Origin of the sequence: Aureimonas sp. AU22 (assembly GCF_001463745.1) — a bacterium.
Classification (GTDB): domain Bacteria; phylum Pseudomonadota; class Alphaproteobacteria; order Rhizobiales; family Rhizobiaceae; genus Aureimonas.
Window position 1 is genome coordinate 246,795 of record NZ_BBWJ01000014.1, and the last position, 21,428, is coordinate 268,222.

Genomic DNA, 21,428 nt, shown 5'->3' on the forward strand with positions numbered 1-21,428 from the left:
TGGTGCGATCCCCGGCATGACGATGCGCCTTCATTCCCCGCGCCGATCCGTGCGCTCTCGCACCCTGCCGGGGGCGGAAGCCGTGTTCGGCCATCTCCTGCGCATCTCGCGGGCGCTCGCCGGCCATCTCGATTTCCAGGCCGCCATCCAGGCCGTATCGGCGGAACTCGGCGACGTGCTGCCGCACGACCATCTCGACGTCTGCCTCCTCGGCTCCGGCGGCAACATCCATGCGGCCTACGAGGCGGGGCTGCACACCGACTGGAGCCTTACCGCCCACCCGATTCCCGTTTCCGGCAGCCCGATCCGCCGCATCCTCCTCGGCCACGAGCATGCGATGGTGACGGGCGACGCGACGCAGGACCCGCGCTTCGGGTTCGAGGGCGCCTTCAACCATCCGATCTTCGACCAGAACCTGCGCTCGCGCATCCATGCCGCTATGCTGGTGCGCGGCGAGGTGATTGGCGCGTTCTCCTGTTCCAAGCACGATGCCGGCTTCTATGGCGAGGAGGACGTGACGCTCGCCAGGCACGTCGCGGAAATGCTGGCCCCCTACTTCTATGCCCTGCGCGCCAGCCAGGACGCCCGCCGGCTCGCCATCGAGGAGGCCGAAGGCCGGGCGCGCGAGGAGGGTCTTCGCGAAGGAGCGCTGCGGCTGACGGAGGAACTGGAGCGCGAGCGCCAGCGCATCGGCATGGATCTGCACGACCAGACGCTGGCCGACCTCACCCGGATCGTTCGCCGGCTGGAAACGGTGCGCGACGGCGCGCCCGCGCCGGACACGCTGTCGCCGGCCATCGATGGGCTGCACCGCTGCGTCGACGAGCTTCGCCGCATCATCGACGACGCGCGGCCCAACGTCCTCGAACTCTTCGGCTTCGCGGAAGGCGTGGAGGATTTTCTCGGCCGCGCGCTCGCCGATACCGGCATCGAGTGGCGCCTGGAGGATGCGAGCGAAGGGCTCGTGGACACGCTGGATCCCGCGCTTCGCGTCGCACTGTTCCGCATCGTGCAGGAAGCCGTGAACAACGCCACGCGCCATGCCGAGCCCTCGCTGATCAAGGTCGGGATCGGCCACGGGCGCGACGGCGCCTTGCGCATCGAAGTCCGCGACGATGGGACCGGCTTCGCCCCCATGCCGCAGCGGCGGCGCGTCGGCGGCATCCGCAACATGCAGACCCGCGCCCGGCTGATCTCCGCGAGCTTCTTCCTCGACCGCCAGCCGGGCGGGCGCGGGACGCTGATGTCGCTCGTCCTCCCGATCGGTCCCGATGCGACGGGCGTCGCCCGATGAGTGCCGGCGAGATCCTGCTCGTCGAGGACGACGCCGTGCACCGTGCCTTCCTGCGCGACGTGATCCGCAACGTCCTGCCGGGCCGTGCGCTCATCGAGGCAAGCGACGGGGAAGAGGGCGAGCGGCTGGCGCGCAACCGCGACGCACGGGCGATCGTCGTCGATCTCCAGATGCCGCGCCGAACGGGCGTCGACATGGCGCGTTCGCTGTGGCGCGACAGGCCGGACACCAGCATCCTCTTCTGGTCGAACTATGCCGACGAGGCCTATGTGCGCGGCGTCTCGCGCATCGTGCCGGCGGGCGCCGCCTACGGCTACATCCTGAAGTCGGCCTCGGAGGAGCGCCTGGGCCTCGCCCTGAAGGGCGTCTTCGTCGAAGGCCAGTGCGTCATCGACCGCGAGATCCGCGGCGTGCAGCAGAAGGCGGCCAATCGCTCGGAAGGGCTGTCCGATGTCGAGTACGAGGTGCTGGTCGATCTGGCGCTCGGCCTCACAGACCGGATGATCGCCGAGCGGCGCGGCATCTCGCTCCGCAGCGTCCAGAACCGGCTGCAGCAAGTCTACGAGAAGGTCGGGGCCTATCAGGGCGCAAACGGCGCGGACCTCTTCAACCTGCGCACCCGCGCCGTCAGCCTGGCGCTGATGCGCCGCCTTCTCAACCGCGCGGGGCTGGACCAGGCCGAGGCCGAGTTGCAGGCCTGGCTGGAGCGCCATGAGAGACGATCGCCTGCCGGATAGCCGAGTGGATGGCCAGCCGCCCCGGCTCACGCCCTCCGTGTGCGGCAAACGCGATGTCGCTTGCCTCGCCCGTGCCGAGGGTGCACTTCCGGTGCGGGAGGACAAGCGAATGGACACCACCACGTTGACCGATGCCGCCGAGACGGGACAGGCGCTTCTCCAGCTGTTCGGAAGCCGCGCGGTTCTGCTCGATCCCCTCGATACCCAGCGCTACCGGCGCGACTGGCATGGCGACGTCGAGGGCAGCGCCGTGGCGGTGCTGCGCCCCGGAGATACGGCCGAGGCGTCGGCGATGGTGCGCTTCTGCGCCGAGAACGGTCTCGCCGTGGTCCCGCAGGGCGGCAATACCGGGCTCGTGCTCGGCGCGCTGCCGACCAGCGCGCGTGGCCATGTCGTGGTCTCGATGGAGCGCATGAACCGCATCCGGGGCATCGACGCGGCGGACTTCTCGGCCGTGGTCGAGGCTGGCTGCGTCCTGGCCGCCATCAAGGAGGCGGCGGAGGCGGAGGATCTGTTCTTCCCGCTGTCCCTCGGCGCGGAGGGCAGCTGCCAGATCGGCGGCAACATCTCGACCAATGCCGGGGGCATCAACGTCCTGCGCTACGGCATGACGCGCGAGATGATCCTCGGCCTCGAGGTCGTGCTCGCCGACGGCACGGTGTGGAACGGCCTGTCGACGCTGCGCAAGAACAATTCGGGCCTCGACCTCAAGCAGCTCTTCATCGGTGCCGAGGGCACGCTCGGCCTGATCACGGCCGCCGCGATCCGCCTTGTGCCGAAGCCGAGCCGTGTCGAGACCGCGTTCCTGGCGCTTGGCGACCGGAACGACGTCATGGCGCTTTATGCGCTGGCCCGGCGCGAATGTTGCGATCTCCTTTCGGCGTTCGAGCTGGTTCCGCCGGAAGGCATGATGCTGGCCAAGGAGGCCGATCCGAGCCTCGCGCTGCCGCAGATCGCAGCGGCCCCCGCCTATGCCCTGATCGACGTGTCGGCCACGGGTTCGCTGGATCTTAAACCCCTCGTCGAGCGCTTCTTCGAACTCGCCATGGATCGGGGCTACGTGATCGACGGCGTGCTGGCCGCGTCCCAGGCGCAGGCGGCCGACCTCTGGCAGATCCGCGACGGCATGAACGAGGGTCAGGCGAAGCGCGGCGTGCATCTGCGCACCGACCTGTCTGTGCCGCCGTCGAAGGTCGCCACGTTCATCGCGGACGGCATGGCGGAGATCGCCGCCCGGCTTCCCGACTGCCTGCCCGTCGCCTACGGGCATGTCGGCGACGGCAACATCCACTTCAACGTGCTGCCGCCTGCGGGCATCTCGCGCGAAGAGCGCGACGCCAAGCTCTACCTCGCCAAGACGACGCTCAACGCGATCGTCGATCGCTACGCCGGCGGCATCAGCGCCGAGCACGGCATCGGCCGGTTGAAACGGGACGATTTCGCCGCCCGACGCTCGGCGGTCCAGCAGGACATCCTCCTCGGCATCAAGGCGCTTCTCGACCCGGCCGATCTCTTCAACCCCGGCTGCCAGACCGCCTCGCCGCGCGACGGAACGGACGTCACGGTGTTCTAGAGCCCGCCCATCGCAGTCAGTTCACCGGACGTGCTGAACGCGGCATCGTCCGGAGGCGAAAGCGGACACGGCTTTCGCGGGATACTCAGCCCGCGACGGTCTCCGTCAGGGTCCGGCGCACGGCCTGCCGCCAGCCCTTCAGTTTCTGGCCGCGCCGCACGGCATCCATCGTCGGTTCGAACCGGCGCTCCAGGCGCCAGCGGGCGGAGAAACCGTCCATGTCGGGCCAGGCGCCGCAGTGCCGTCCCGCCAGCCAGGCCGCGCCGAGCGCGGTGGTCTCGAGGACGGTCGGCCGATCTACCGGCGCGTCGAGGATGTCGGCGAGGCGCTGCATCGTCCAGTCGCTGGCGACCATGCCGCCGTCGACCCGCAGCACCGTGTCCGCCGCGCCTGGCCAGTCGAGCCGCATCGCCGACAGGAGGTCGGCCGTCTGGAAGCAGACGGCCTCCAGTGCCGCGCGCGAGATCTCGTTCGGCCCCGTGTTGCGTGTGAGGCCGTAGATCGCGCCCCGCGCATCGGCGTCCCACCAGGGCGCGCCGAGCCCGGTGAAGGCGGGGACGAGATAGACGTCCTGCGTGTCGTCCGCCCTGTCCGCCATGGGCCCGGTGTCCGACGCCTTCTCGACGAGCCGCAACCCGTCGCGCAGCCATTGCACGGCGGCACCCGCGATGAAGATCGAACCCTCCAGCGCGTAGGTCGTCCGGCCGTCGATGCGGTAGGCGATCGTGGACAGGAGGCGGTTGGCCGAGCGCACGCGCTCCGCGCCGGTGTTGAGGACGGCGAAGCACCCCGTGCCGTAGGTCGATTTCATCATGCCGGGCTGGAAGCAGGCGTTGCCGAGCGTCGCGGCGTGCTGGTCCCCCGCCATTCCGCAGATGCGGATGGCCTCGCCGAAGAGCGAGGCGTCGGTCGTGCCGAAGTCGGCGGCGCAGTCGCGCACCTCCGGCAGGATCGCGCGGGGCACGTCGAGGAGCCTCAGAAGCTCGTCGTCCCACTCGTTGCGCGCGGTGTCGAAAAGCATGGTGCGCGAGGCGTTGGTGGCGTCGGTCGCATGGACGCGTCCGCCCGTCAGCCGCCACAGAAGGAACGTGTCCACCGTGCCGAAAGCGAGCTTGCCGCTTTCCGCCTTCGCCCGCGCGCCGGAGACGTGATCGAGCATCCAGGCGATCTTGGTGCCCGCAAAATAAGGGTCGACCACGAGGCCCGTGCGTTCGGAGATCAGCCCCTCGGCGCCGTCCTCCACGAGCGTCCGACAGATGTCGGCCGTGCGCCGGTCCTGCCAGACGATGGCGTTGTGAATGGGCTGGCCGGTCTCCCGGTCCCAGATCAGCGTCGTCTCGCGCTGGTTGGTGATGCCGATGCCGGCGATGTCCCGGCCCGAGAGCGAGGCGTCGGCAAGGGCGGTCTTCACGGTCTCCACCACCGTGCGCCAGATCTCCTCCGGATCGTGCTCGACCCAGCCGGAGCGCGGCAGGATCTGCTCGAACTCCTGCTGCCCGACGCCCACCACGCGGAACGAGTCGTCGAAGACGATGGCGCGGGAGGACGTGGTGCCCTGGTCGATCGCCAGCACGTATCCGGTCATGAGGCGGTGCCCTTTATCGTTAAACGGGTGCGGGAGGGCCGACGATCCGGCCCTCCCGCTCATGCGTCACGCGGTGGCGGTCACTTGGCCGGAGCCGCGTCCGCCCAGCTCTTCACCAGCTCGTCGTAGTTGACGGTGATCGGCTTCTCCTTCTCGTTCTCCTTCTTGAGCTGAGGCGCGATCGTGCCGTTCTTCTGCGCTTCGGCGTTCCAGTAGGCGAGGTCGTGCTCTTCGTTGAGCTTCGGCCCCTTGTCGCCCTGGATGCCGGCGCGCTCGAGGCGGGCCATCACCTTCTCCTGCTCCTCGCACAACGAATCCATCGCCTGCTGCGGCGTCTTGTTGCCGGCCGCGGCATCGCCGATCGCCTGCCACCAGAGCTGCGCGAGCTTCGGGTAGTCGGGAACGTTGGTGCCGGTCGGCGACCACTGCTTGCGGGCCGGCGAGCGGTAGAACTCGACGAGGCCGCCGAGATCCTTGGCGCGATCGGTGAAGCTCTGGTGCCGGATCGTGGATTCGCGCACGAAGGTGAGGCCCATGTGGCTCTTCTTCACGTCCACCGTCTTGGAGGTGACGAACTGGGCGTAGAGCCAGGCGGCCTTGGCGCGCTCGGTCGGGGTGGACTGCATCAGCGTCCAGGAGCCGACGTCCTGGTAGCCGAGCTTCATGCCGTCGACCCAGTAGACGCCGTGCGGCGAGGGGGCCATGCGCCACTTCGGCGTGCCGTCCTCGTTGACCACCGGCAGACCCTTCTTGACGGCGTCGGCCGTGAAGGCCGTGTACCAGAAGATCTGCTGGGCGATCTCGCCCTGCGCCGGCACGGGGCCGGACTCGGAGAAGGTCATGCCCTGCGCCTGCGGCGGGGCATAGGCCTTCAGCCACTCCAGGTATTTCTCGATCGAGTAGACGGCCGCCGGGCCGTTGGTGTCGCCGCCGCGCGCCACGCACGAGCCGACCGGCTGCGACTGGTCGTTGACGCGGATGCCCCATTCGTCGACCGGCAGGCCGTTGGGCAGGCCCTTGTCGCCGTTGCCGGCCATCGACAGCCAGGCGTCGGTGAAGCGCCAGCCGAGCGAGGGGTCCTTCTTGCCATAGTCCATATGGCCGTAGACCTTCTTCCCGTCGATCTCGCGGCCGGTGAAGAACTTGGCGATGTCCTCGTAGGCCGACCAGTTGACTGGCACGCCGAGGTCGTAGCCGTATTCCTTCTTGAAGTCGGCCTTGTTCTTCTCGTCGTTGAACCAGTCGTACCGGAACCAGTAGAGGTTGGCGAACTGCTGGTCGGGAAGCTGGTAGAGCTTCTTGTCCGGCGCGGTGGTGAAGCTGGTGCCGATGAAGTCGGCGATGTCGAGCGTCGGGGACGTCACATCCTTGCCGTCGCCGGCCATCCAGTCGGTGAGGTTGCGGACCTGGTTGTAGCGCCAGTGCGTGCCGATCAGGTCGGAATCGTTGACGTAGGCGTCGTAGATGTTCTCGCCCGACTGCATCTGCGTCTGCAGCTTCTCGATCACGTCGCCTTCGCCGATGATGTCGTGCGTCAGCTTGATACCGGTGATGTCGGAGAAGGCCTTGGCGAGGACCTTCGACTCGTAGTCATGGGTCGTGATATTTTCCGAGACGACCTTGATCTCCATGCCGGCGAAGGGCTTCGCGGCATCGATGAACCACTGCATCTCGGCTTCCTGCTCGGCGCGCGAGAGGCTCGACTGGTCCTTGATCTCGGCATCGAGGAACGACTTCGCCGCGTTCATGTCGGCGAAAGCGGGGCCGGTGGCGAGCGCGATAGCCATTCCGGCCGCGCTCATCATCCAATGTTTCTTCATGTCGGTCTCCTCCCAAAAACCTTAAAGTCTGCAGCCGGTCGGCAAGGCCCTCCCGCGCGACCGGCCGCGCGCGATGGGGTTCGAAACCGCTTCAGACGAAGCGGAACACCAGCCCCGCATAGACGAGGCACACCCCGAGCGCCCACCAGAGGTCGGCATCGGGGAAGAAGAACAGCGAGCCCAAGCAGATGAAGGCCGAGCCGAGCAGCGAGACGAAGAGGCGGTCGCCGCGCGTCGTCTCGAAGCGAAGGACCCCGTGGCGCGGTCCCCCGCCGGGCGAGGCCACCTCCCACACGCCCATCATCGCGATCAGCGCGAAGATGCAGAGGAAGAAGGCGGCGGTCGGCCAGGTCCAGGCCATCCATGAGAAGTTCATGTGTGCCTCCTCAGACGCGGCCCAGGGCAAAGCCCTTGGCGATGGTGTTGCGCAGGAACGGGCTCGAACGATCCATCACACTCTCCCCAGGGCAAAGCCCTTGGCGATGTAGTTGCGCACGAACCAGATCACGATCGCGCCGGGGATGATGGTCAGGGCACCCGCCGCCGCCAGAACGCCCCAGTCCATGCCGGAGGCCGAGACCGTGCGCGTCATGATCGCCGAGATGGGCTTGGCGTCCGTAACCGTCAGGGTGCGCGCGATCAGGAGCTCGACCCACGAGAACATGAAGCAGAAGAAGGCCGCGACGCCGACGCCGCTCGCGATCAGCGGCATGAAGATCTTGAAGAAGAAGTGAGGGAACGAGTAGCCGTCGATATAGGCGGTCTCGTCGATCTCCTTCGGCACGCCGGACATGAAGCCTTCCAGGATCCACACCGCCAGTGGCACGTTGAAGAGGCAGTGGGCGAGCGCCACGGCGATATGCGTGTCGATGAGACCGAAGGCCGAGTAGAGCTGGAAGAAGGGCAGGGCGAAGACGGCCGGCGGCGCCATGCGGTTGGTCAGCAGCCAGAAGAACAGGTGCTTGTCGCCGAGGAACCGGTAGCGCGAGAAGGCGTAGGCCGCCGGCAGCGCCACCGACACCGAGATCACCATGTTCATCACGACGTAGATGATCGAGTTGATGTAGCCGTTGTACCAGGAGGGGTCGGTGAAGATCGTCCGGTAGTTCTCGAGGGTCGGATTCTGCGGCCACAGCGTGAAGGTCGAGACGATCTCCTGGTTCGTCTTGAAGCTCATGTTGACGAGCCAGTAGATCGGCAGGAGCAGGAACAGGATGTAGAGCGCCGGGATCAGCGCCTTCGGGCGGAACCGGCCGGAGGCCATGCGCGAGCGCGCCTTCAGGGCATTCTCCGAATGAAGGGCCGGCGGAATGGCGCCATGCGCTTCCGTGGCGGGGGAGACGGCCGTGGCACTCATGCGTGGTCTCCCGTGTTCGGCCGGTCGGTCCCGGCATTGGTCATGACCGTGTAGAAGACCCAGGAGAGAAGCAGCACGATCAGGAAGTAGATCAGGCTCATGGCGGCGGCGGGACCGAGGTCGAACTGCCCGACCGCCGTCTTCACGAGGTCGATCGACAGGAAGGTCGTCGAGTTGCCGGGGCCGCCGCCCGTCACCACGAAGGGCTCGGTGTAGATCATGAAACTGTCCATGAAGCGCAGGAGCACGGCGATCAGCAGCACGCGGCCCATCTTCGGCAGCTGGATGTAGCGGAACACCGCCCAGCGCGAGGCGCCGTCGATCTTGGCGGCCTGGTAGTAGGCGTCGGGGATCGACACGAGGCCGGCGTAGCAAAGCAGCACGACGAGGCTCGTCCAGTGCCAGACGTCCATGACGATCAGCGTCGCCCAGGCGTCGAACGAATTCTGCACGTAGTTGTAGGGGATTCCGAGGCTCGCCAGCGTGTGGCCGAGGAGGCCGATGTCGGTGCGCCCGAACACCTGCCAGATCGTGCCGACGACGTTCCAGGGAATGAGGAGCGGCAGCGCCATCAGGACGAGGCAGACCGGCACCCAGATACCCTTCTTCGGCATGGCGAGCGCTACGAGGATGCCGAGCGGCACCTCGATCGCGAGGATGATGGCGGAGAAGATGAGGTTGCGCACCAGCGCATCGTGGAAGCGCGAGGACTGGAGGACGTCGGTGAACCATTCGGTTCCCGCCCAGAAGAACTCGTTGTTTCCAAACGAGTCCTGCACCGAATAGTTGACCACGGTCATCAGCGGGATCACCGCCGAGAAGGCTACCAGCAGGAGCACCGGCAGGACCATGAACCAGGCCTTGTTGTTCCAGGTCTTCTCCATCGCCTCAGGCCCTTTCCGCCACGAGCCAGCTGTCGGCATAGAGATTGACGGCGCCGGGCTCGAAGCGCACGGCGGCGTCGGCCGGCACTTCGGCACCCTCGGCGAGGATCGCGGCGAGCTTCTCGTTGCCGAGGCGTGCGCGCACGATGCGCTCGGAGCCGATATCCTCGATCTTGTCGATGCGGATGGGCATGGAGCCGTCGCTGCCCTGGGGCACGAGCCGTACGAACTCGGGCCGCACGCCGAGCTCCAGGCGCTTGGCCGTCGCGGGCGCCGCCAGGTCGGTCTCGACCGACCCGCCGTCCAGCACCGCCCGCCCGCCTTCGATACGGCACGGCAGGACGTTCATGCCGGGCGAGCCGATGAAGTAGCCGACGAAGGTGTGGCGGGGGCGCTCGAAGAGCTCCTTCGGTGTGCCGATCTGGACGACCTGGCCCTCGTACATCACGACGACCTTCTCGGCGAAGGTCAGCGCCTCGGTCTGGTCGTGCGTGACGTAGACCATGGTGGCCCGGAATTCGCGGTGCAGCTCCTTCAGAAGCGAGCGAAGGACCCATTTCATCTGCGGGTCGATCACGGTCAGCGGCTCGTCGAACAGAATGGCGTTGACGTCGTTGCGCACGAGGCCGCGGCCGAGCGAGATCTTCTGCTTCTCGTCCGCCGTGAGGCCGCGGGCCTTGCGGTCGGCCTTCGGCGTCAGCGCGAGGCGGTCGAGCATGGTGGCGACGCGGGTGCGGATCTCGGCCTCCGGCACCTTCCGGTTGCGCAGCGGAAAGGCGAGGTTCTCGGCCACCGTCATCGTGTCGTAGATCACGGGAAACTGGAACACCTGCGCGATGTTGCGCGCTTCCGGCGCCAGCTCCGTCACGTCCCGGTCGCCGAAGCGCAGACGCCCCTCGGACGGGACGAGAAGCCCCGAGATGATGTTCAGGAGCGTGGTCTTGCCGCAGCCGGAGGGGCCGAGCAGCGCATAGGCGCCGCCGTCCTCGAACACATGGTCCACCTCGCGCAGGGCATAGGTGCCGGCGCGCGCGAGTTCCGGGGTGTAGGCGTGGCGGATATGGTCGAGCTGGATCTTGGCCATCGGTTTGTCCTCAGGCCGCGCGTGCGAGGGCAGGGGCGGCGGCCCGCCCATCGGCGCCGAAAACGCGCATGTCGGCGGGGGCAAAATGCAGCGTGATCGGCTCGCCCCGTTCGGCCGAGCGCACACCCGGCAGGACGGCCACGATCCGCTCGCCGCCGAGTTCGGCATGGAGATAGGTCTGCGAGCCCGTGACCTCCGTCACCACGACGCGGGCTTCGAACGCAGCCGCACCGGGGGCGGCGGTGCCGGCCCGCAGATGGTGCGCACGAACACCGACGAGATAGTCGCCATCGGCAAGATTGGTTGCCGGGATCGAGAAGCCGTGCGGCGACGACAGGAGGCCGGCGCGTGCCGTCATGGCGAGGACGTTGAGCGGCGGATCGGAGAAGATGCGCGCGGTCTCGAGATCGGCCGGGCGGCGATAGACGTCGGGTGTCGGACCGAACTGGGTCACACGGCCCTTCGAAAGGGTGGCCGTATTGCCGCCGAGAAGCAGCGCCTCGGTCGGCTCGGTCGTGGCGTAGACGAAGATCGCGCCGCCCTCGGCGAAGATGCGCGGCAACTCTTCGCGCAGTTCCTCGCGGAGCTTGTAGTCGAGATTGGCGAGCGGCTCGTCGAGGAGAACGAGGTCGGCCTTCTTCACCAGCGCACGGGCGAGCGCGGTGCGCTGCTGCTGGCCGCCCGAAAGGTTCAGCACCGTGCGCTCGAGATAGGGCTCGAGCTTCAAGAGCTTCGCCGCGCCGGCCACCGCCTCTCGGATTTCCGCCTCGGTTCGACCCTTGACGCGCAGCGGCGAGGCGATGTTCTCGAAGACCGTCATTGACGGGTAGTTGATGAACTGCTGATAGACCATCGCGACGTTGCGCCTGGCCACGGGCACGCCGGTCACGTCGCGTCCGTCCATGTAGACGCGGCCGCTCGTCGGCCGGTCCAGGCCGGCCATCAGCCGCATCAGGCTGGTCTTGCCCGACAGCGTCGGGCCCAGCAGGACGTTGAGCGAGCCGCGCTGCAGCGTCAGGCTCACGTCCGCGATATGGGTCTCGGCGCCGACGCGCTTGCCGACCTGTTCCAGTAGCAGCACCAAGTCCTCCCGTGCAGCTTGTCCCGTCGTGTCATCGCCGCACCCTCCCCGGTGCGGTGTCGTTCATTCGGCCGCGAGGCCCGGACTTCGCTCGCGCGAGACGAGAGCCCGCAGGGTATCTTCCAGCGCCGCGGTCTCGGCGGGCGCAAAGCGCAGGCCGAGCTTGGAGCGGCGCCAGAGCACGTCCTCCGCGGTGCGGGCCCACTCATTGCGAACGAGCCATGCCACCTCGCGTTCGGTCAAGCCATGTCCGAGATCACGACCCCAATCCGCACCGGCTTCGCCTGCCATCGCGAGGGCGTCGGTGCCGTAAGCGCGCACCAGCCGGGCGCGCGTGAAGGGGGAGAGATCCGGTGCGGCATCGGCCAGCCGGGCTTCCAGTGCCGCGAGGCCATCGACCGGAAAGTCGCCGCCCGGCAGGGCAGCGGCGCCGGTCCAGGCCCCCTTCCGGGACCCCAACGCCTTCTCGATCGCTTCGACGACGTCTTCGGCGAGGCGACGATAGGTCGTGATCTTGCCGCCGAAGATGTTGAGAAGCGGCGCGCCGGCCGATTTGTCGACCTTCAGCACATAGTCGCGGGTGGCTTCCTGCGCCTTGGATGCGTGGTCGTCGAACAGCGGGCGCACGCCCGAGAAGGTCCAGACGATGTCCTCCCGCCGCAGGGGCTTTGCGAAATACTCGCTGGCGGCTTGAAGGAGATAGGTCGTCTCCTCCTCGCTGATCGCCGCCTGCCCGGGATCGCCGGAGTAGTCGCGATCGGTCGTCCCGACGAGGGTGAAATCGTCGTTGTAGGGGATGGCGAAGATGATGCGCCCGTCAGCGTTCTGGAAGATATAGGCGCGGTCGTGATCGTAGAGCTTGCGCATCACGATGTGCGACCCCTGGACGAGGCGGATGTTATGGGCGTCCGGCTTCGACAGCGCCGTCTGGATGACCCGGTCGACCCAAGGGCCGGCGGCGTTGACGAGGAAACGCGCCCCGACCGTCTCCGTCGCTCCGGTCTCGGCGTCTTCCAGCGAGATCAGCCAGCCGTCGCCGTCGCGGCGCGCGGCGGTGACGCGGGTTCGAACCTGGATGGTGGCGCCGCGCTTGGCTGCGTCCCGCGCATTCAGGACGACGAGGCGCGTGTCGTCGACGCGCGCGTCCGAATACTCGAAACCCTTGGAGAACTCCCGTTTCAACGGTGCACCGAGCGGGCCAGTGAGGTCCACGGTCTTCGTCGCCGCGAGCTTCTTCCGTCCGCCGAGATGGTCGTAGAGAAACAGGCCGAGCCGCAGGAGCCAGGACGGACGCAGGCCCGAATGGTGCGGCAGCACGAAGCGCAGGGGCTGAATGATGTGCGGCGCGATGGCCCACAGCACCTCGCGTTCCATCAACGCCTCGCGCACCAGGCGGAACTCGTGGTGCTCGAGATAGCGCAGGCCGCCATGGATCAGCTTCGTCGACCAGGACGAGGTCCCGCTGCCGAGATCCTTGGCTTCGGCGAGCCCCACCGAGTAGCCGCGACCCACCGCGTCGCGGGCGATGCCGCACCCGTTGATCCCGCCACCGATGATGAAAACGTCGAAGTGCCGCATGACTCCACCGCTTTCGCATTGCAGCAATAACCGCGCAGATGCGAAAGTCAGTCGATTAAAAGCGAAAATAAACGAAAGTCAAGCGACCTCAGCGGTCGCCGGCGGGTGCCGCCGTTTCGATCAGTCGCACGCCGGCCTGGCGACAGATGTCGCGCACTTCCTCCGACCCGCAGCGGTCGGTGACGAAGCTTTGCACCTGCGAGATATGGCCGATCCGAACCGGAGCGCTTCGGTCGAACTTCGAAGCGTCGGAGACGAGAATCACATGGCGGGCATTGGCCATGATGGCTTGTGCAACGCGCACCTCGCGGTAGTCGAAGTCGAGGAGGGCACCGTCCGAGTCGATGGCCGAAACGCCGACGATGGCGAAGTCGACCTTGAACTGGCGGATGAAGTCGACGGCCGCCTCACCGACGATCCCGCCATCGCTGCGCCGGATCACGCCGCCCACCACGATGACCTCGATCTGAGGACTCGGCCGCATCACGTTGGCGACGTTGAGGTTGTTGGTGATCACGAGGAGGCCCGCATGATGCAGGAGGGCCTGCGCGGCCGCTTCCGTCGTGGTGCCGATGTTGATGAAGAGCGAGGAACGGTCCGGCACGAGGTCGGCCGCCGCCCGGCCGATCTCCAGCTTCTCCACGGCGGCGATGGCGCGCCGCGCGTCGTAACCCACGTTCTCCGCCCCAGAGCCGAGCACGGCGCCGCCATGGATACGCGACAGGAGACGCTGTTCGCAAAGTTCGTTCAGGTCCTTGCGGATGGTCTGGACGCTGACCTCGAAACGGCTCGCCAGCGCATCCACCAGGACCTTGCCCTCACGTTTCGCGGCTTCGACGATCCGGGCCTGGCGTTCCGACAACATGGGCAACCTCGATCGACCGCGGGCAAAAACGAAAACGAAAGCGAAATGCTACGAAGCGAAACATAGTGTCAGTTGCACGGGAAAGGAAACGGTCCCAGCTTTGGGGGCGGAAACCATCGGCGGCAAATTCGGCCGCGCCTCTTTGACAGGCGACACGGTCGCCCTATAGAGCGGCCCCGTCGTATGGTTGACCAATTGTTGTGATCCATAGGCGGGAGGGACTGATGGATATCGTGAAGGAAAATCGAATGATGAAGGCAGCGAATTTCGCTCTGACGCGCGACGACATGGTGCGCATGGAAGGCGAGGATGCCGCCCGCACCAACCGGTCGCGCCGTGACAACCCCTACCGTCCGGGCAGTGCCGACTGGCGCGCCTGGTGCAACGGGTTCGAGACGGGCCGCTGAGCGGCACCGTGTCCTGACGCATGAAGCCGGACGGGTCGGCATGGATCGACCCGCCCATCCGCCTGTCAAAGGCAAGCCGAAAGCCCGATGATCGGCGCGTAGTTGACCAACGTCACCGCGACCGAGACGCCGGCGGCGCCGAGCGCGGTGCGAGCGAAGAAACCGGCCATCTCCTCGTCACCCTTCGCGCGGCGCGCCCTTCGCCAGACCCACGCGACGAGCAGCGCAAGCACGGCCAGATGGCCCATCCATACCGCCAGGAGAACGGCACGCTGGACGGAGATCGGCCCGATGCTGCGCGCCTCCCATCCGAACGCACACCCCACCGACAGAAGCGCGTAGAGCGACACGAAGGCGGAACTCCAGATCACCAGACCGGCAACGAGGACCAGAAGATTGGCGGCCGACCGGTCCCCGATCACGGTGCGATCCTTTCGACCTCGGCCAGCCACGGCATGATGGCGACGAAGGCGACGGCGACGACGCCGGACACCGCGGTGTAGCCCTGCCAAAGCGCCGATATCGAGAGGTCCGCGCTGCGCCGCGGCGAAACGATCCCGGCGCGGATGCGCCAGAGGCAGAACAGGGCAAAGACCGTGCCGAGCGCCGCATGAAGCGCGGCATAGACGAGGATCGCGGCCGTGAGCGCCAGATGCGCGTGCGCGGTCGGTGTCGGCACGAGAAGGACCGCCCATACGAGAAGCGCCGTTCCCGCTGCCGACGCGATCGCTGCCACGAGGACGCCGGGGAGGCCTGTCCCTCGCTTCAGCGCCGCGACAGCCGAATTCCCCCCGAGCGCGGCGGCCACGACAGCCAGTCCGGCCGCGGCAAGCAGCCCCGCGGGCAGTTCGGCCACCACCGGTGGCGGCCAGCCGGGGGCGACGAGCCAGAGAAACAGCGCGCCGAACAGGAGCGACGCGAAGATCGTGGCGTCGGCCAGGAGGACGAAGCTCATGCCCCACCACGACAACGGACGCGCGGTCTCGGCGTGGACGGGCAGGCGAAGACCCTGCCCGGCGTCGATCTCGCCGCGATCGACGGTCGCACCCGTGGCACGTGTCCAGAGGAGAAACAGGAACAGGGTCAAGCCGACGGCGGCGATCGCCAGCGGATAGACCTTGAACAGCAGCGAAAGGACGAACACGCCAGTCGACAGCGCGGTCGCAAGCGGCAGGACGGTCGGCTGCGGCAGCAGCTGGATCGCCTGTGGCTTGCCGGTCGCCATCTCCACCACCAGCGTTTCCTGCCAGTCGTTGCGGGGGATCGCAAGGTATCCTTTGCCGGCCGCGAGTGCCTGGCCGAGATCCGGGTCGGCGAAGAGGGGATCGCGCCCCTCGACCTGCGGCAGCGACGCGAAACCGTAGGACGGCGGCGGCGTCGCGGTCGCCCATTCCAGGCCGCCGGACGTCCAGGGGTTGCGCTGCGCCACGCGTCCGAAGCGGAACTGGAAGATGAAGTCGAAGGCGACCAGCGCGAAGCCCATCGTGGTCACGAAACCGCCGATGGAGGAGACGAGGTTCAGCCAGTCCCAACCGTAGCCGCTCTCGTAGGTGTAGTAGCGGCGCGGCATGCCGAGCAGCCCTGTCAGGTGCATGACGAGGAAGGTGAGGTTGAAGCCAATGAAGATGAGCCAGAAGGCGACGTGTCCGACGCCGTAGAGCGGCAGCCGGCCGCTGAAGTGCGGGAGGTAGTAGTAGGCGGCCGCCAGCATCGGGAACACGAAGCCGCCGACCAGCACATAGTGCATGTGGGCGACGACGAAGTGCGTGTCGTGCGCCTGCCAGTCGAAGGGCACGATCGCGAGCATGACGCCGGTCAGCCCGCCGCACACGAAGACCGCGAAGAAGCCGACGAGATAGAGCATCGGCAGCGTCAGCTTCGGCCGGCCCGCCATCATCGTACCGATCCACAGGAAGATCTGAACACCCGTCGGCACCGCTACGAGCACACTCGCCGCCGAAAAGAACGCCTGCGCCAGATGCGGGATGCCCACGGTGAACATGTGGTGGACCCAGAGGCCGAAGCTCAGGAAGCCCATGGCTGTGACCGAGACCACGATCCAGGAGTAGCCGAGCAGCCGATGTCCGACGAGGACCGGCAGGATCGTCGAGATCATGCCCGCCGCCGGCAGGAAGATGATGTAGACCTCCGGGTGCCCGAACAGCCAGAATAGGTGCTGCCAGAGAAGCGCATCGCCGCCGCGCAGCGGGTCGAAGAAGGGCAGATTGAAGGCGCGTTCCAGCTCCAGGAGGATGGAGCCGAGGATCAGCGGTGGAAAGCCGACGAGCATCATCCCGGCGGTGACGAGGATGTACCAGGCGAAGATCGGCATCCGGGCAAGCGACATGCCGGGCGCGCGCATCTTGAGGATCGAGACGGTGAACTCCACCGCTGCCGCCATCGCCGAAATCTCGACGAAGGTGATACCGAGCAACCAGACATCGGCGTTGATGCCGGGCGAATAGCGGCCCGACGAGAGCGGCGTGTACATGAACCAGCCGCTGTCGGGCGCGGCGCCGACGAGAAGCGCCATGATCAGGATCGAGCCGCCGAAGACATAGCACCAGAAGCCGTAGGCCGACATGCGGGGGAAGGCGAGATCGCGAGCGCCCAGCATCTTCGGGAGGAAGTACATCGCCAGCCCCTCGAACATCGGGATGGCGAACAGGAACATCATCACCGTGCCATGCATGGTGAAGATCTGGTTGTAGAGTTCCGGCCCGACGAAGGCGCTGCGCGGCGAGGCGAGTTGGGCGCGGATCAGCATCGACAGAATGCCGCCGATGGCGAAGAACACGAAGGCGGCCGCGATGAAGCGCCGGCCGATCACCGTGTGGTTCACGGCCGAAAGCTGGCCGAGGCCGCGCGGCGTGCGCCAGATGCGCTCCAGCTCGTGATGGAGACGGACGGGCTCGGCGGCGCTCATCGGCCCTCCTGCGGCAGGTCGGCGAGCGCGTCCTCGAGGTCGCCGACCTCGTGCGCCGCGACCGCGAACTTCATCGCGGGATGGCCGACCCCGCAGAACTCGGCGCAGACGCCGCCGTAGGCGCCCGGCCGGTCGGCCTGGAGGCGGATCGTGTTCACGTGGCCGGGTATGGCGTCGATCTTGCCGCCGAGACGCGGCACCCAGAACGAGTGGATGACGTCGGAGCCGACGACGCGGATGTCGACCGGCCGTCCGGCCGGAAGGTGCAGGACGTCGGCGCTTGTCCGTCCGTCCTCGTATCGGAAGCGCCAGGCCCAGCGGGTGGGATGCGCCTCCACCGTGTAGAGGCCCGGCGTGCCTGGATGGGCGAGCAGCCGTTCGCCGGTGAGAAGCGCGAAGACGAGGAGGGCGCTCAGCACCACGCCGGGAAAGGCGAGGCCGCCCCAGACGAGCCACCGCTTGGGCGGGACGTTGCGGCCGATGCCGGGTTTCCAGAAGGCCAGAGCGACGAGCGCCAGCACGAACAGGAAGATCGCGGTCGCGCCCGCCAGCATCACCCACCAGAGAAACGCGGTCGAGGCGGCGGCCGGACCTGCGGGTTCGAGCGCCGAGAGCGGACCGGAACAGGCCGACAGGAGTGGCAGGCAGGCCGCGACGCCCCACATGCCCGTTGAGCGCAAAGGCCCAACGGGCACCGAAACGGGAGCCGCTTCATGAGCGAGACGACGTCCGGCAAGAGCCCCGTCCTTCAACGGGTGGCGGAAAAGGACGTGAGCTCCGCGATCGCCGTCGCCGGCCACCCGATCCATGCGATGAGCGTGCATTTCCCGATCGCGCTGGTGATCGCGACGCTCGGCTGCGACCTCTTCTACTGGTGGTCCGGCGATCCGTTCTGGCTGCGCGCCGGGCTCTGGTCGGCGGGAGCGGCACTCGGTTTCGGGGTGATCGCGGCCATGGTCGGCACGATGGAGCTGATCTTCGTGCCCGGCATCCGCGCGCGTGCGGCAAGCTGGACCCATGCCATCGCCGCGATGATGCTGATTTCGATCATCGCGACCAACTGGGGCCTGCGTCTGGCCAGCCCGGATCAGGTGCTGCCGGTCGGCCTGTTCCTGTCGGTTCTCGGCAGCATCTTCACGGGGCTGGCGGGATGGCACGGCGGCAAGCTGATCCTGCATCATGGCGTCGGCATCATGGTGTCAGACGACGAATGACGTCGTCGCCGGCGCGGCCGAGCCCGCCCGGCTCGAAGGCGAAGCGGGGGATCCAGTCCAAGGGGACCACGGGCTTGGCGAGCACCACCCAAAGAATGCCAACGAGGATCGCGGAGATCAGAACCGTCGCCAGCACGAGGCGCCACAGGCGGAAGTGACCCTCCTCGTCGAACACCGCAAGCACGAGAAGCCCGAGGCGTACGTGGACCGCGACGAGGGCTCCCACGAGCAGCAGCTTCACCGCGAACCAGGGCGTGAACACCTCGCGCAGGAGCACCAGCGCCGTGCCGGAGCCGACCGCCACGAAGGCTGCGGGCGAGATCACGACGATATAGGCGAAACGGGTGAAAGCATGCAGACGGTCGAGCTCGCGTCCGTGACCCAACGCCTCGCGTTGGGCCATCAGGACAGGCAGCGTCAGAAGCCCCGCGGCCCATACCACCAGCGCGGCGATGTGCAGGCTCTTGGCCCAGACGAGAATCAAGCGGGCGACCCCGCTCGCGCGTCCTCGCCGCTCGCCAGCCGGACCACGCCGGCGAGAGCTGCCGCAAGGTACGGCACGAGCGCCGGGACCCACATCACGAGACCGGCAAGCTGCTGGTCCTCGAGCGCCGTAAGGCCGAACGGCGTGGTGGTTAGAAAGTGCTGCGCATAAAGCGGCGCGGGCGCGAAGGTGATCAGGGCGCCGAGGAGACCCATCTGCACGATCACCGTCAGGTGCGCGAAGAGGGCGGGAGCGGTCGCCGCACGCGGGCCGAGCACGCCGCGCCAGAAGGTGACGGCCGACGCCATCAGCGTCAGCTCCATGATCCAGTAGGCCGCGTCGCTCGACAGCGCGAAGGCGTAGGGCTGCGGTGCATGCCAGATCCAGAGGGTCAGGATATGCACCAGCGTCGCCACGCCGAGCCAGCGCGCACCGAGGGCCGAGCGGGCGGGAAACGCCAGAACGGCCAGGGGGGCTGCGACGGCCACAAGCAGAACGTGATGGACGACCCGTGCCGAGAACAGCGCCGAGGAGAGGGCGCAGAGGGGCGACAGGAACGCGACCGCCAGCACGAAGACGCAGGCGAGGAACCATCGGCGGCGGGCGGCGACATCGACGCCGCTTCGGCGGATCACCAGAAGCCCGGCCGTGAGCCCGATCCCCAGCGCCGTGATGAGCACGGGATCGAGATTCCAGGCGGTGAAGAGCTCGGCTGGAACCGGTGGGCTGCCGCAATAGGGTTCGTCCGCTCGCTCCAGCATGGCCGGGGGCAACACCTCGTCTGGTATCCAGAGATCGGGGCACGCGGCCTCGTACTGGCAAGACTAAGGCGCAGACGGTGTTCGCCAATGGCATGGCCGGCTGGAAACGGTCATCCACGCCGCGGGAGGGCGCGCATGACGGTTTCGTGAAGCTTCCCCGTGGATGCGATGCTGGGTCAGGTGCCGCAGAATGTCCGATACGGTGCGGCCGGGCCGGGATCCGCCCAACGCGCAGCGTCCGGCTGGTCGGCGTAGGGCTGGGTCAGCACCGACAAGAACGCCTCGAACGGAGCGAAGTCGTCGTTCCCGACGGCTGCGGCGATGACCTCCTCCACCCGCTGGTTGCGGGGAACGAACGCCGGGTTCACCCGGCGCATCGCGTCGGCGCGCTCGGCGGGACTTGCACGGCCCGATGCCCAGCGCTGCCGCCAAGTCTCGGCCCATTCGTCGAAGACGGCGGGATCGCGGAAGCCCGAGGAGACCGTCGAGGTGTCGCCGCCGTCCGCCACCATCGACAAGGCACGGAACGTCGCGGTGAAGTCGGCGCCGTTCGCCTGCATCCGGCGCAGGAGGTCTTCGGCCACCGCCTTGTCCTCCTCCCCGCCGCCGGAAAGGCCGATCTTGTCCAGAAACCCCGCCTGATAGGCAGTATTGAACGCGTCGGCGTAAAGCGACAGCGCGCCGGTCGCCTGTTCCATCGCCTCCGCTTCCTTATCGGAGAGAAGCGGCAGCAGGCATTCGGCAAGGCGCGCGAGGTTCCACTGACCGATCGCCGGCTGGTTGCCGTAGGCATAGCGGCCGCCCCGATCGATGGAGCTGAAGACGGTGGCCGGATCGTAGGCGTCGAGAAAGGCGCAGGGACCGTAGTCGATCGTCTCGCCCGACACCGCCATGTTGTCCGTGTTCATCACCCCATGGACGAAGCCGAGCAGCATCCAGCGCGCGATCAGGTCCGCCTGGCGCCGGGCGACGCCTTCGAGGAAGCGGCGGTAGCGGTCGGGCTCGCTGACCGCGTCCGGCTGGTGCCGCGCGATGGCGTGGTCCGCCAGTGCTCGCAGGGAATCCATGTCGTCCCGCGCGGCGAAGTACTGGAACGTGCCGACGCGAATGTGGCTCGCGGCGACGCGCGTCAGCACGGCCCTGGGAAGCTCGGTCTCGCGATAGACGCTTTCACCGGTCGTCACGATGGCGAGTGAGCGCGTCGTCGGCACCCCCAGAGCGTGCATCGCCTCGCTGACGAGGTATTCGCGCAGAACCGGACCGAGGGCGGCGAGGCCGTCGCCCTGGCGTGAATAGGGCGTGATGCCCGAGCCCTTGAGCTGGATGTCGCGCCGCGTGCCGCTTCGATCGACCACCTCGCCGAGAAGCAGCGCACGTCCGTCGCCGAGGCGCGGCACGAACTGGCCGAACTGGTGACCGGCGTAGACCAGCGCGATCGGTTCCGAGCCCGGCGCGGCCGCAGCGCCCGACAGGACGCCGGCGCCTTCGCTCGATTCCAGTGCGGCTGCGTCGATCCCGAGTTCTGCCGCCAGGTCCCGGTTCACCTTGACCGTGCGAGGTGCCGCGACGGGCTTCGGCGGAACATGGGCGTGGAAGTCCTTCGGCAGGCGCGCGTAGCTGTTGTCGAACGGAATGGCGATACCCATCGCGAAGTCTCCGGGCCGGGGCATGTCCTCCGCAGATGGGACGCGATCACGCATCTTTCCACCGGTTCGGATCGGTCACGGGAAAGCTTCCGCTGGCGTCTGGTATCATGAGCATCTATGACGGGTTTTGCG

At 67.5% G+C, this 21,428-nt stretch carries 20 protein-coding genes; 5 read left to right on the plus strand and 15 right to left on the minus strand.

Annotated elements, in window-relative coordinates; genetic code table 11:
- Window positions 1-22: 22 nt before the first annotated feature.
- The 3 genes from AUL34_RS05985 (at window position 23) to AUL34_RS05995 (ending at window position 3,604) form a co-directional block, all read left to right on the plus strand.
- Complete coding sequence (locus AUL34_RS05985) at window positions 23-1,294, plus strand: ATP-binding protein (RefSeq protein ID WP_061932279.1); 1,272 nt, start codon at window positions 23-25, stop codon at window positions 1,292-1,294.
- Window positions 1,291-2,031: a response regulator transcription factor gene (locus tag AUL34_RS05990; RefSeq protein WP_061932177.1), complete on the plus strand. Its 741-nt coding sequence runs from the start codon at window positions 1,291-1,293 to the stop codon at window positions 2,029-2,031. Before AUL34_RS05985 ends, AUL34_RS05990 begins: the two co-directional genes overlap by 4 nt.
- Window positions 2,032-2,140: 109 nt before the next feature.
- Window positions 2,141-3,604, plus strand: a complete 1,464-nt coding sequence (locus AUL34_RS05995; protein ID WP_061932179.1) for an FAD-binding oxidoreductase — start codon at window positions 2,141-2,143, stop codon at window positions 3,602-3,604.
- Window positions 3,605-3,689: 85 nt separating this feature from the next.
- On the opposite strand, the gene glpK is transcribed toward AUL34_RS05995, so the two are convergent.
- From glpK to AUL34_RS06040, 9 genes are all read right to left on the minus strand, one after another.
- A complete protein-coding gene (gene glpK / locus AUL34_RS06000; protein ID WP_061932181.1) occupies window positions 3,690-5,189 on the minus strand; it encodes a glycerol kinase GlpK in 1,500 nt (499 codons plus the stop codon).
- 80 nt (window positions 5,190-5,269) lie between these two features.
- Entirely contained in the window at window positions 5,270-6,994 is a 1,725-nt protein-coding gene (locus AUL34_RS06005; RefSeq protein ID WP_370539026.1) for a carbohydrate ABC transporter substrate-binding protein, read from the minus strand.
- Between the two features lie 106 nt (window positions 6,995-7,100).
- Entirely contained in the window at window positions 7,101-7,385 is a 285-nt protein-coding gene (locus tag AUL34_RS06010; protein WP_061932185.1) for a DUF2160 domain-containing protein, read from the minus strand.
- 75 nt (window positions 7,386-7,460) lie between these two features.
- Entirely contained in the window at window positions 7,461-8,273 is an 813-nt protein-coding gene (locus AUL34_RS06015; RefSeq protein WP_082653186.1) for a carbohydrate ABC transporter permease, read from the minus strand.
- An 89-nt stretch (window positions 8,274-8,362) separates the two neighbouring features.
- On the minus strand, window positions 8,363-9,250 hold the full coding sequence (locus tag AUL34_RS06020; protein ID WP_061932189.1) for a carbohydrate ABC transporter permease: 888 nt from the start codon (window positions 9,248-9,250) through the stop codon (window positions 8,363-8,365).
- 4 nt (window positions 9,251-9,254) lie between these two features.
- Window positions 9,255-10,334 (minus strand): ABC transporter ATP-binding protein, encoded by a 1,080-nt coding sequence (locus AUL34_RS06025; RefSeq protein ID WP_061932281.1) that lies wholly within the window; start codon window positions 10,332-10,334, stop codon window positions 9,255-9,257.
- A gap of 10 nt (window positions 10,335-10,344) precedes the next feature.
- A complete protein-coding gene (locus tag AUL34_RS06030) occupies window positions 10,345-11,415 on the minus strand; it encodes an ABC transporter ATP-binding protein (RefSeq protein WP_156420807.1) in 1,071 nt (356 codons plus the stop codon).
- A gap of 63 nt (window positions 11,416-11,478) precedes the next feature.
- Window positions 11,479-12,993 carry a glycerol-3-phosphate dehydrogenase gene (gene glpD, locus AUL34_RS06035; protein ID WP_061932193.1) on the minus strand — a complete coding sequence of 505 codons (1,515 nt, stop codon included), beginning with the start codon at window positions 12,991-12,993 and terminating at the stop codon, window positions 11,479-11,481.
- An 88-nt stretch (window positions 12,994-13,081) separates the two neighbouring features.
- The gene (locus tag AUL34_RS06040) at window positions 13,082-13,858 is read right to left on the minus strand and encodes a DeoR/GlpR family DNA-binding transcription regulator (RefSeq protein ID WP_061932195.1); all 777 of its coding nucleotides are present in this window, start codon (window positions 13,856-13,858) and stop codon (window positions 13,082-13,084) included.
- Between the two features lie 248 nt (window positions 13,859-14,106).
- Here AUL34_RS06040 and AUL34_RS06045 point away from each other — a divergent pair, with 248 nt between their 5' ends.
- Complete coding sequence (locus AUL34_RS06045; protein WP_156420808.1) at window positions 14,107-14,265, plus strand: hypothetical protein; 159 nt, start codon at window positions 14,107-14,109, stop codon at window positions 14,263-14,265.
- A 65-nt stretch (window positions 14,266-14,330) separates the two neighbouring features.
- Here the strand turns inward: AUL34_RS06045 and AUL34_RS06050 are convergent, their stop codons facing one another.
- Genes AUL34_RS06050 through coxB form a run of 3 tightly spaced genes read right to left on the minus strand, consistent with a single transcriptional unit; the run spans window position 14,331 to window position 17,856 of the window.
- Window positions 14,331-14,687 (minus strand): hypothetical protein, encoded by a 357-nt coding sequence (locus AUL34_RS06050; RefSeq protein WP_061932199.1) that lies wholly within the window; start codon window positions 14,685-14,687, stop codon window positions 14,331-14,333.
- Window positions 14,684-17,191, minus strand: a complete 2,508-nt coding sequence (ctaD, locus tag AUL34_RS06055; RefSeq protein WP_061932201.1) for a cytochrome c oxidase subunit I — start codon at window positions 17,189-17,191, stop codon at window positions 14,684-14,686. The genes AUL34_RS06050 and ctaD overlap by 4 nt, the downstream gene beginning before the upstream one ends.
- Complete coding sequence (coxB, locus tag AUL34_RS06060; protein WP_061932203.1) at window positions 17,188-17,856, minus strand: cytochrome c oxidase subunit II; 669 nt, start codon at window positions 17,854-17,856, stop codon at window positions 17,188-17,190. Before coxB ends, ctaD begins: the two co-directional genes overlap by 4 nt.
- Window positions 17,857-17,904: 48 nt before the next feature.
- On the opposite strand from coxB, the gene AUL34_RS06065 reads away from it, so the two are divergent.
- On the plus strand, window positions 17,905-18,405 hold the full coding sequence (locus AUL34_RS06065; RefSeq protein ID WP_061932205.1) for a DUF2231 domain-containing protein: 501 nt from the start codon (window positions 17,905-17,907) through the stop codon (window positions 18,403-18,405).
- On the opposite strand, the gene AUL34_RS06070 is transcribed toward AUL34_RS06065, so the two are convergent.
- The 3 genes from AUL34_RS06070 to AUL34_RS06080 form a co-directional block, all read right to left on the minus strand.
- Complete coding sequence (locus AUL34_RS06070) at window positions 18,383-18,889, minus strand: CopD family protein (protein WP_061932207.1); 507 nt, start codon at window positions 18,887-18,889, stop codon at window positions 18,383-18,385. The genes AUL34_RS06065 and AUL34_RS06070 overlap by 23 nt on opposite strands.
- Entirely contained in the window at window positions 18,886-19,650 is a 765-nt protein-coding gene (locus AUL34_RS06075; protein ID WP_061932209.1) for a cytochrome c oxidase assembly protein, read from the minus strand. Before AUL34_RS06075 ends, AUL34_RS06070 begins: the two co-directional genes overlap by 4 nt.
- A gap of 176 nt (window positions 19,651-19,826) precedes the next feature.
- On the minus strand, window positions 19,827-21,296 hold the full coding sequence (locus tag AUL34_RS06080; RefSeq protein ID WP_061932211.1) for a YdiU family protein: 1,470 nt from the start codon (window positions 21,294-21,296) through the stop codon (window positions 19,827-19,829).
- Between the last annotated feature and the right edge of the window lie 132 nt (window positions 21,297-21,428).

What these genes read in the sequence shown, in the direction of transcription:
- AUL34_RS05985 (WP_061932279.1), top strand. Translation starts at nt 23, where the DNA reads ATGCGCCTTCATTCCCCGCGCCGATCCGTGCGCTCTCGCACCCTGCCG.
- AUL34_RS05990 (WP_061932177.1), top strand. Translation starts at nt 1,291, where the DNA reads ATGAGTGCCGGCGAGATCCTGCTCGTCGAGGACGACGCCGTGCACCGT.
- AUL34_RS05995 (WP_061932179.1), top strand. Translation starts at nt 2,141, where the DNA reads ATGGACACCACCACGTTGACCGATGCCGCCGAGACGGGACAGGCGCTT.
- glpK (WP_061932181.1), bottom strand. Translation starts at nt 5,189, where the DNA reads ATGACCGGATACGTGCTGGCGATCGACCAGGGCACCACGTCCTCCCGC.
- AUL34_RS06005 (WP_370539026.1), bottom strand. Translation starts at nt 6,994, where the DNA reads ATGATGAGCGCGGCCGGAATGGCTATCGCGCTCGCCACCGGCCCCGCT.
- AUL34_RS06010 (WP_061932185.1), bottom strand. Translation starts at nt 7,385, where the DNA reads ATGAACTTCTCATGGATGGCCTGGACCTGGCCGACCGCCGCCTTCTTC.
- AUL34_RS06015 (WP_082653186.1), bottom strand. Translation starts at nt 8,273, where the DNA reads ATGGCCTCCGGCCGGTTCCGCCCGAAGGCGCTGATCCCGGCGCTCTAC.
- AUL34_RS06020 (WP_061932189.1), bottom strand. Translation starts at nt 9,250, where the DNA reads ATGGAGAAGACCTGGAACAACAAGGCCTGGTTCATGGTCCTGCCGGTG.
- AUL34_RS06025 (WP_061932281.1), bottom strand. Translation starts at nt 10,334, where the DNA reads ATGGCCAAGATCCAGCTCGACCATATCCGCCACGCCTACACCCCGGAA.
- glpD (WP_061932193.1), bottom strand. Translation starts at nt 12,993, where the DNA reads ATGCGGCACTTCGACGTTTTCATCATCGGTGGCGGGATCAACGGGTGC.
- AUL34_RS06040 (WP_061932195.1), bottom strand. Translation starts at nt 13,858, where the DNA reads ATGTTGTCGGAACGCCAGGCCCGGATCGTCGAAGCCGCGAAACGTGAG.
- AUL34_RS06045 (WP_156420808.1), top strand. Translation starts at nt 14,107, where the DNA reads ATGATGAAGGCAGCGAATTTCGCTCTGACGCGCGACGACATGGTGCGC.
- ctaD (WP_061932201.1), bottom strand. Translation starts at nt 17,191, where the DNA reads ATGAGCGCCGCCGAGCCCGTCCGTCTCCATCACGAGCTGGAGCGCATC.
- coxB (WP_061932203.1), bottom strand. Translation starts at nt 17,856, where the DNA reads ATGTGGGGCGTCGCGGCCTGCCTGCCACTCCTGTCGGCCTGTTCCGGT.
- AUL34_RS06065 (WP_061932205.1), top strand. Translation starts at nt 17,905, where the DNA reads ATGAGCGAGACGACGTCCGGCAAGAGCCCCGTCCTTCAACGGGTGGCG.
- AUL34_RS06075 (WP_061932209.1), bottom strand. Translation starts at nt 19,650, where the DNA reads ATGCTGGAGCGAGCGGACGAACCCTATTGCGGCAGCCCACCGGTTCCA.
- AUL34_RS06080 (WP_061932211.1), bottom strand. Translation starts at nt 21,296, where the DNA reads ATGGGTATCGCCATTCCGTTCGACAACAGCTACGCGCGCCTGCCGAAG.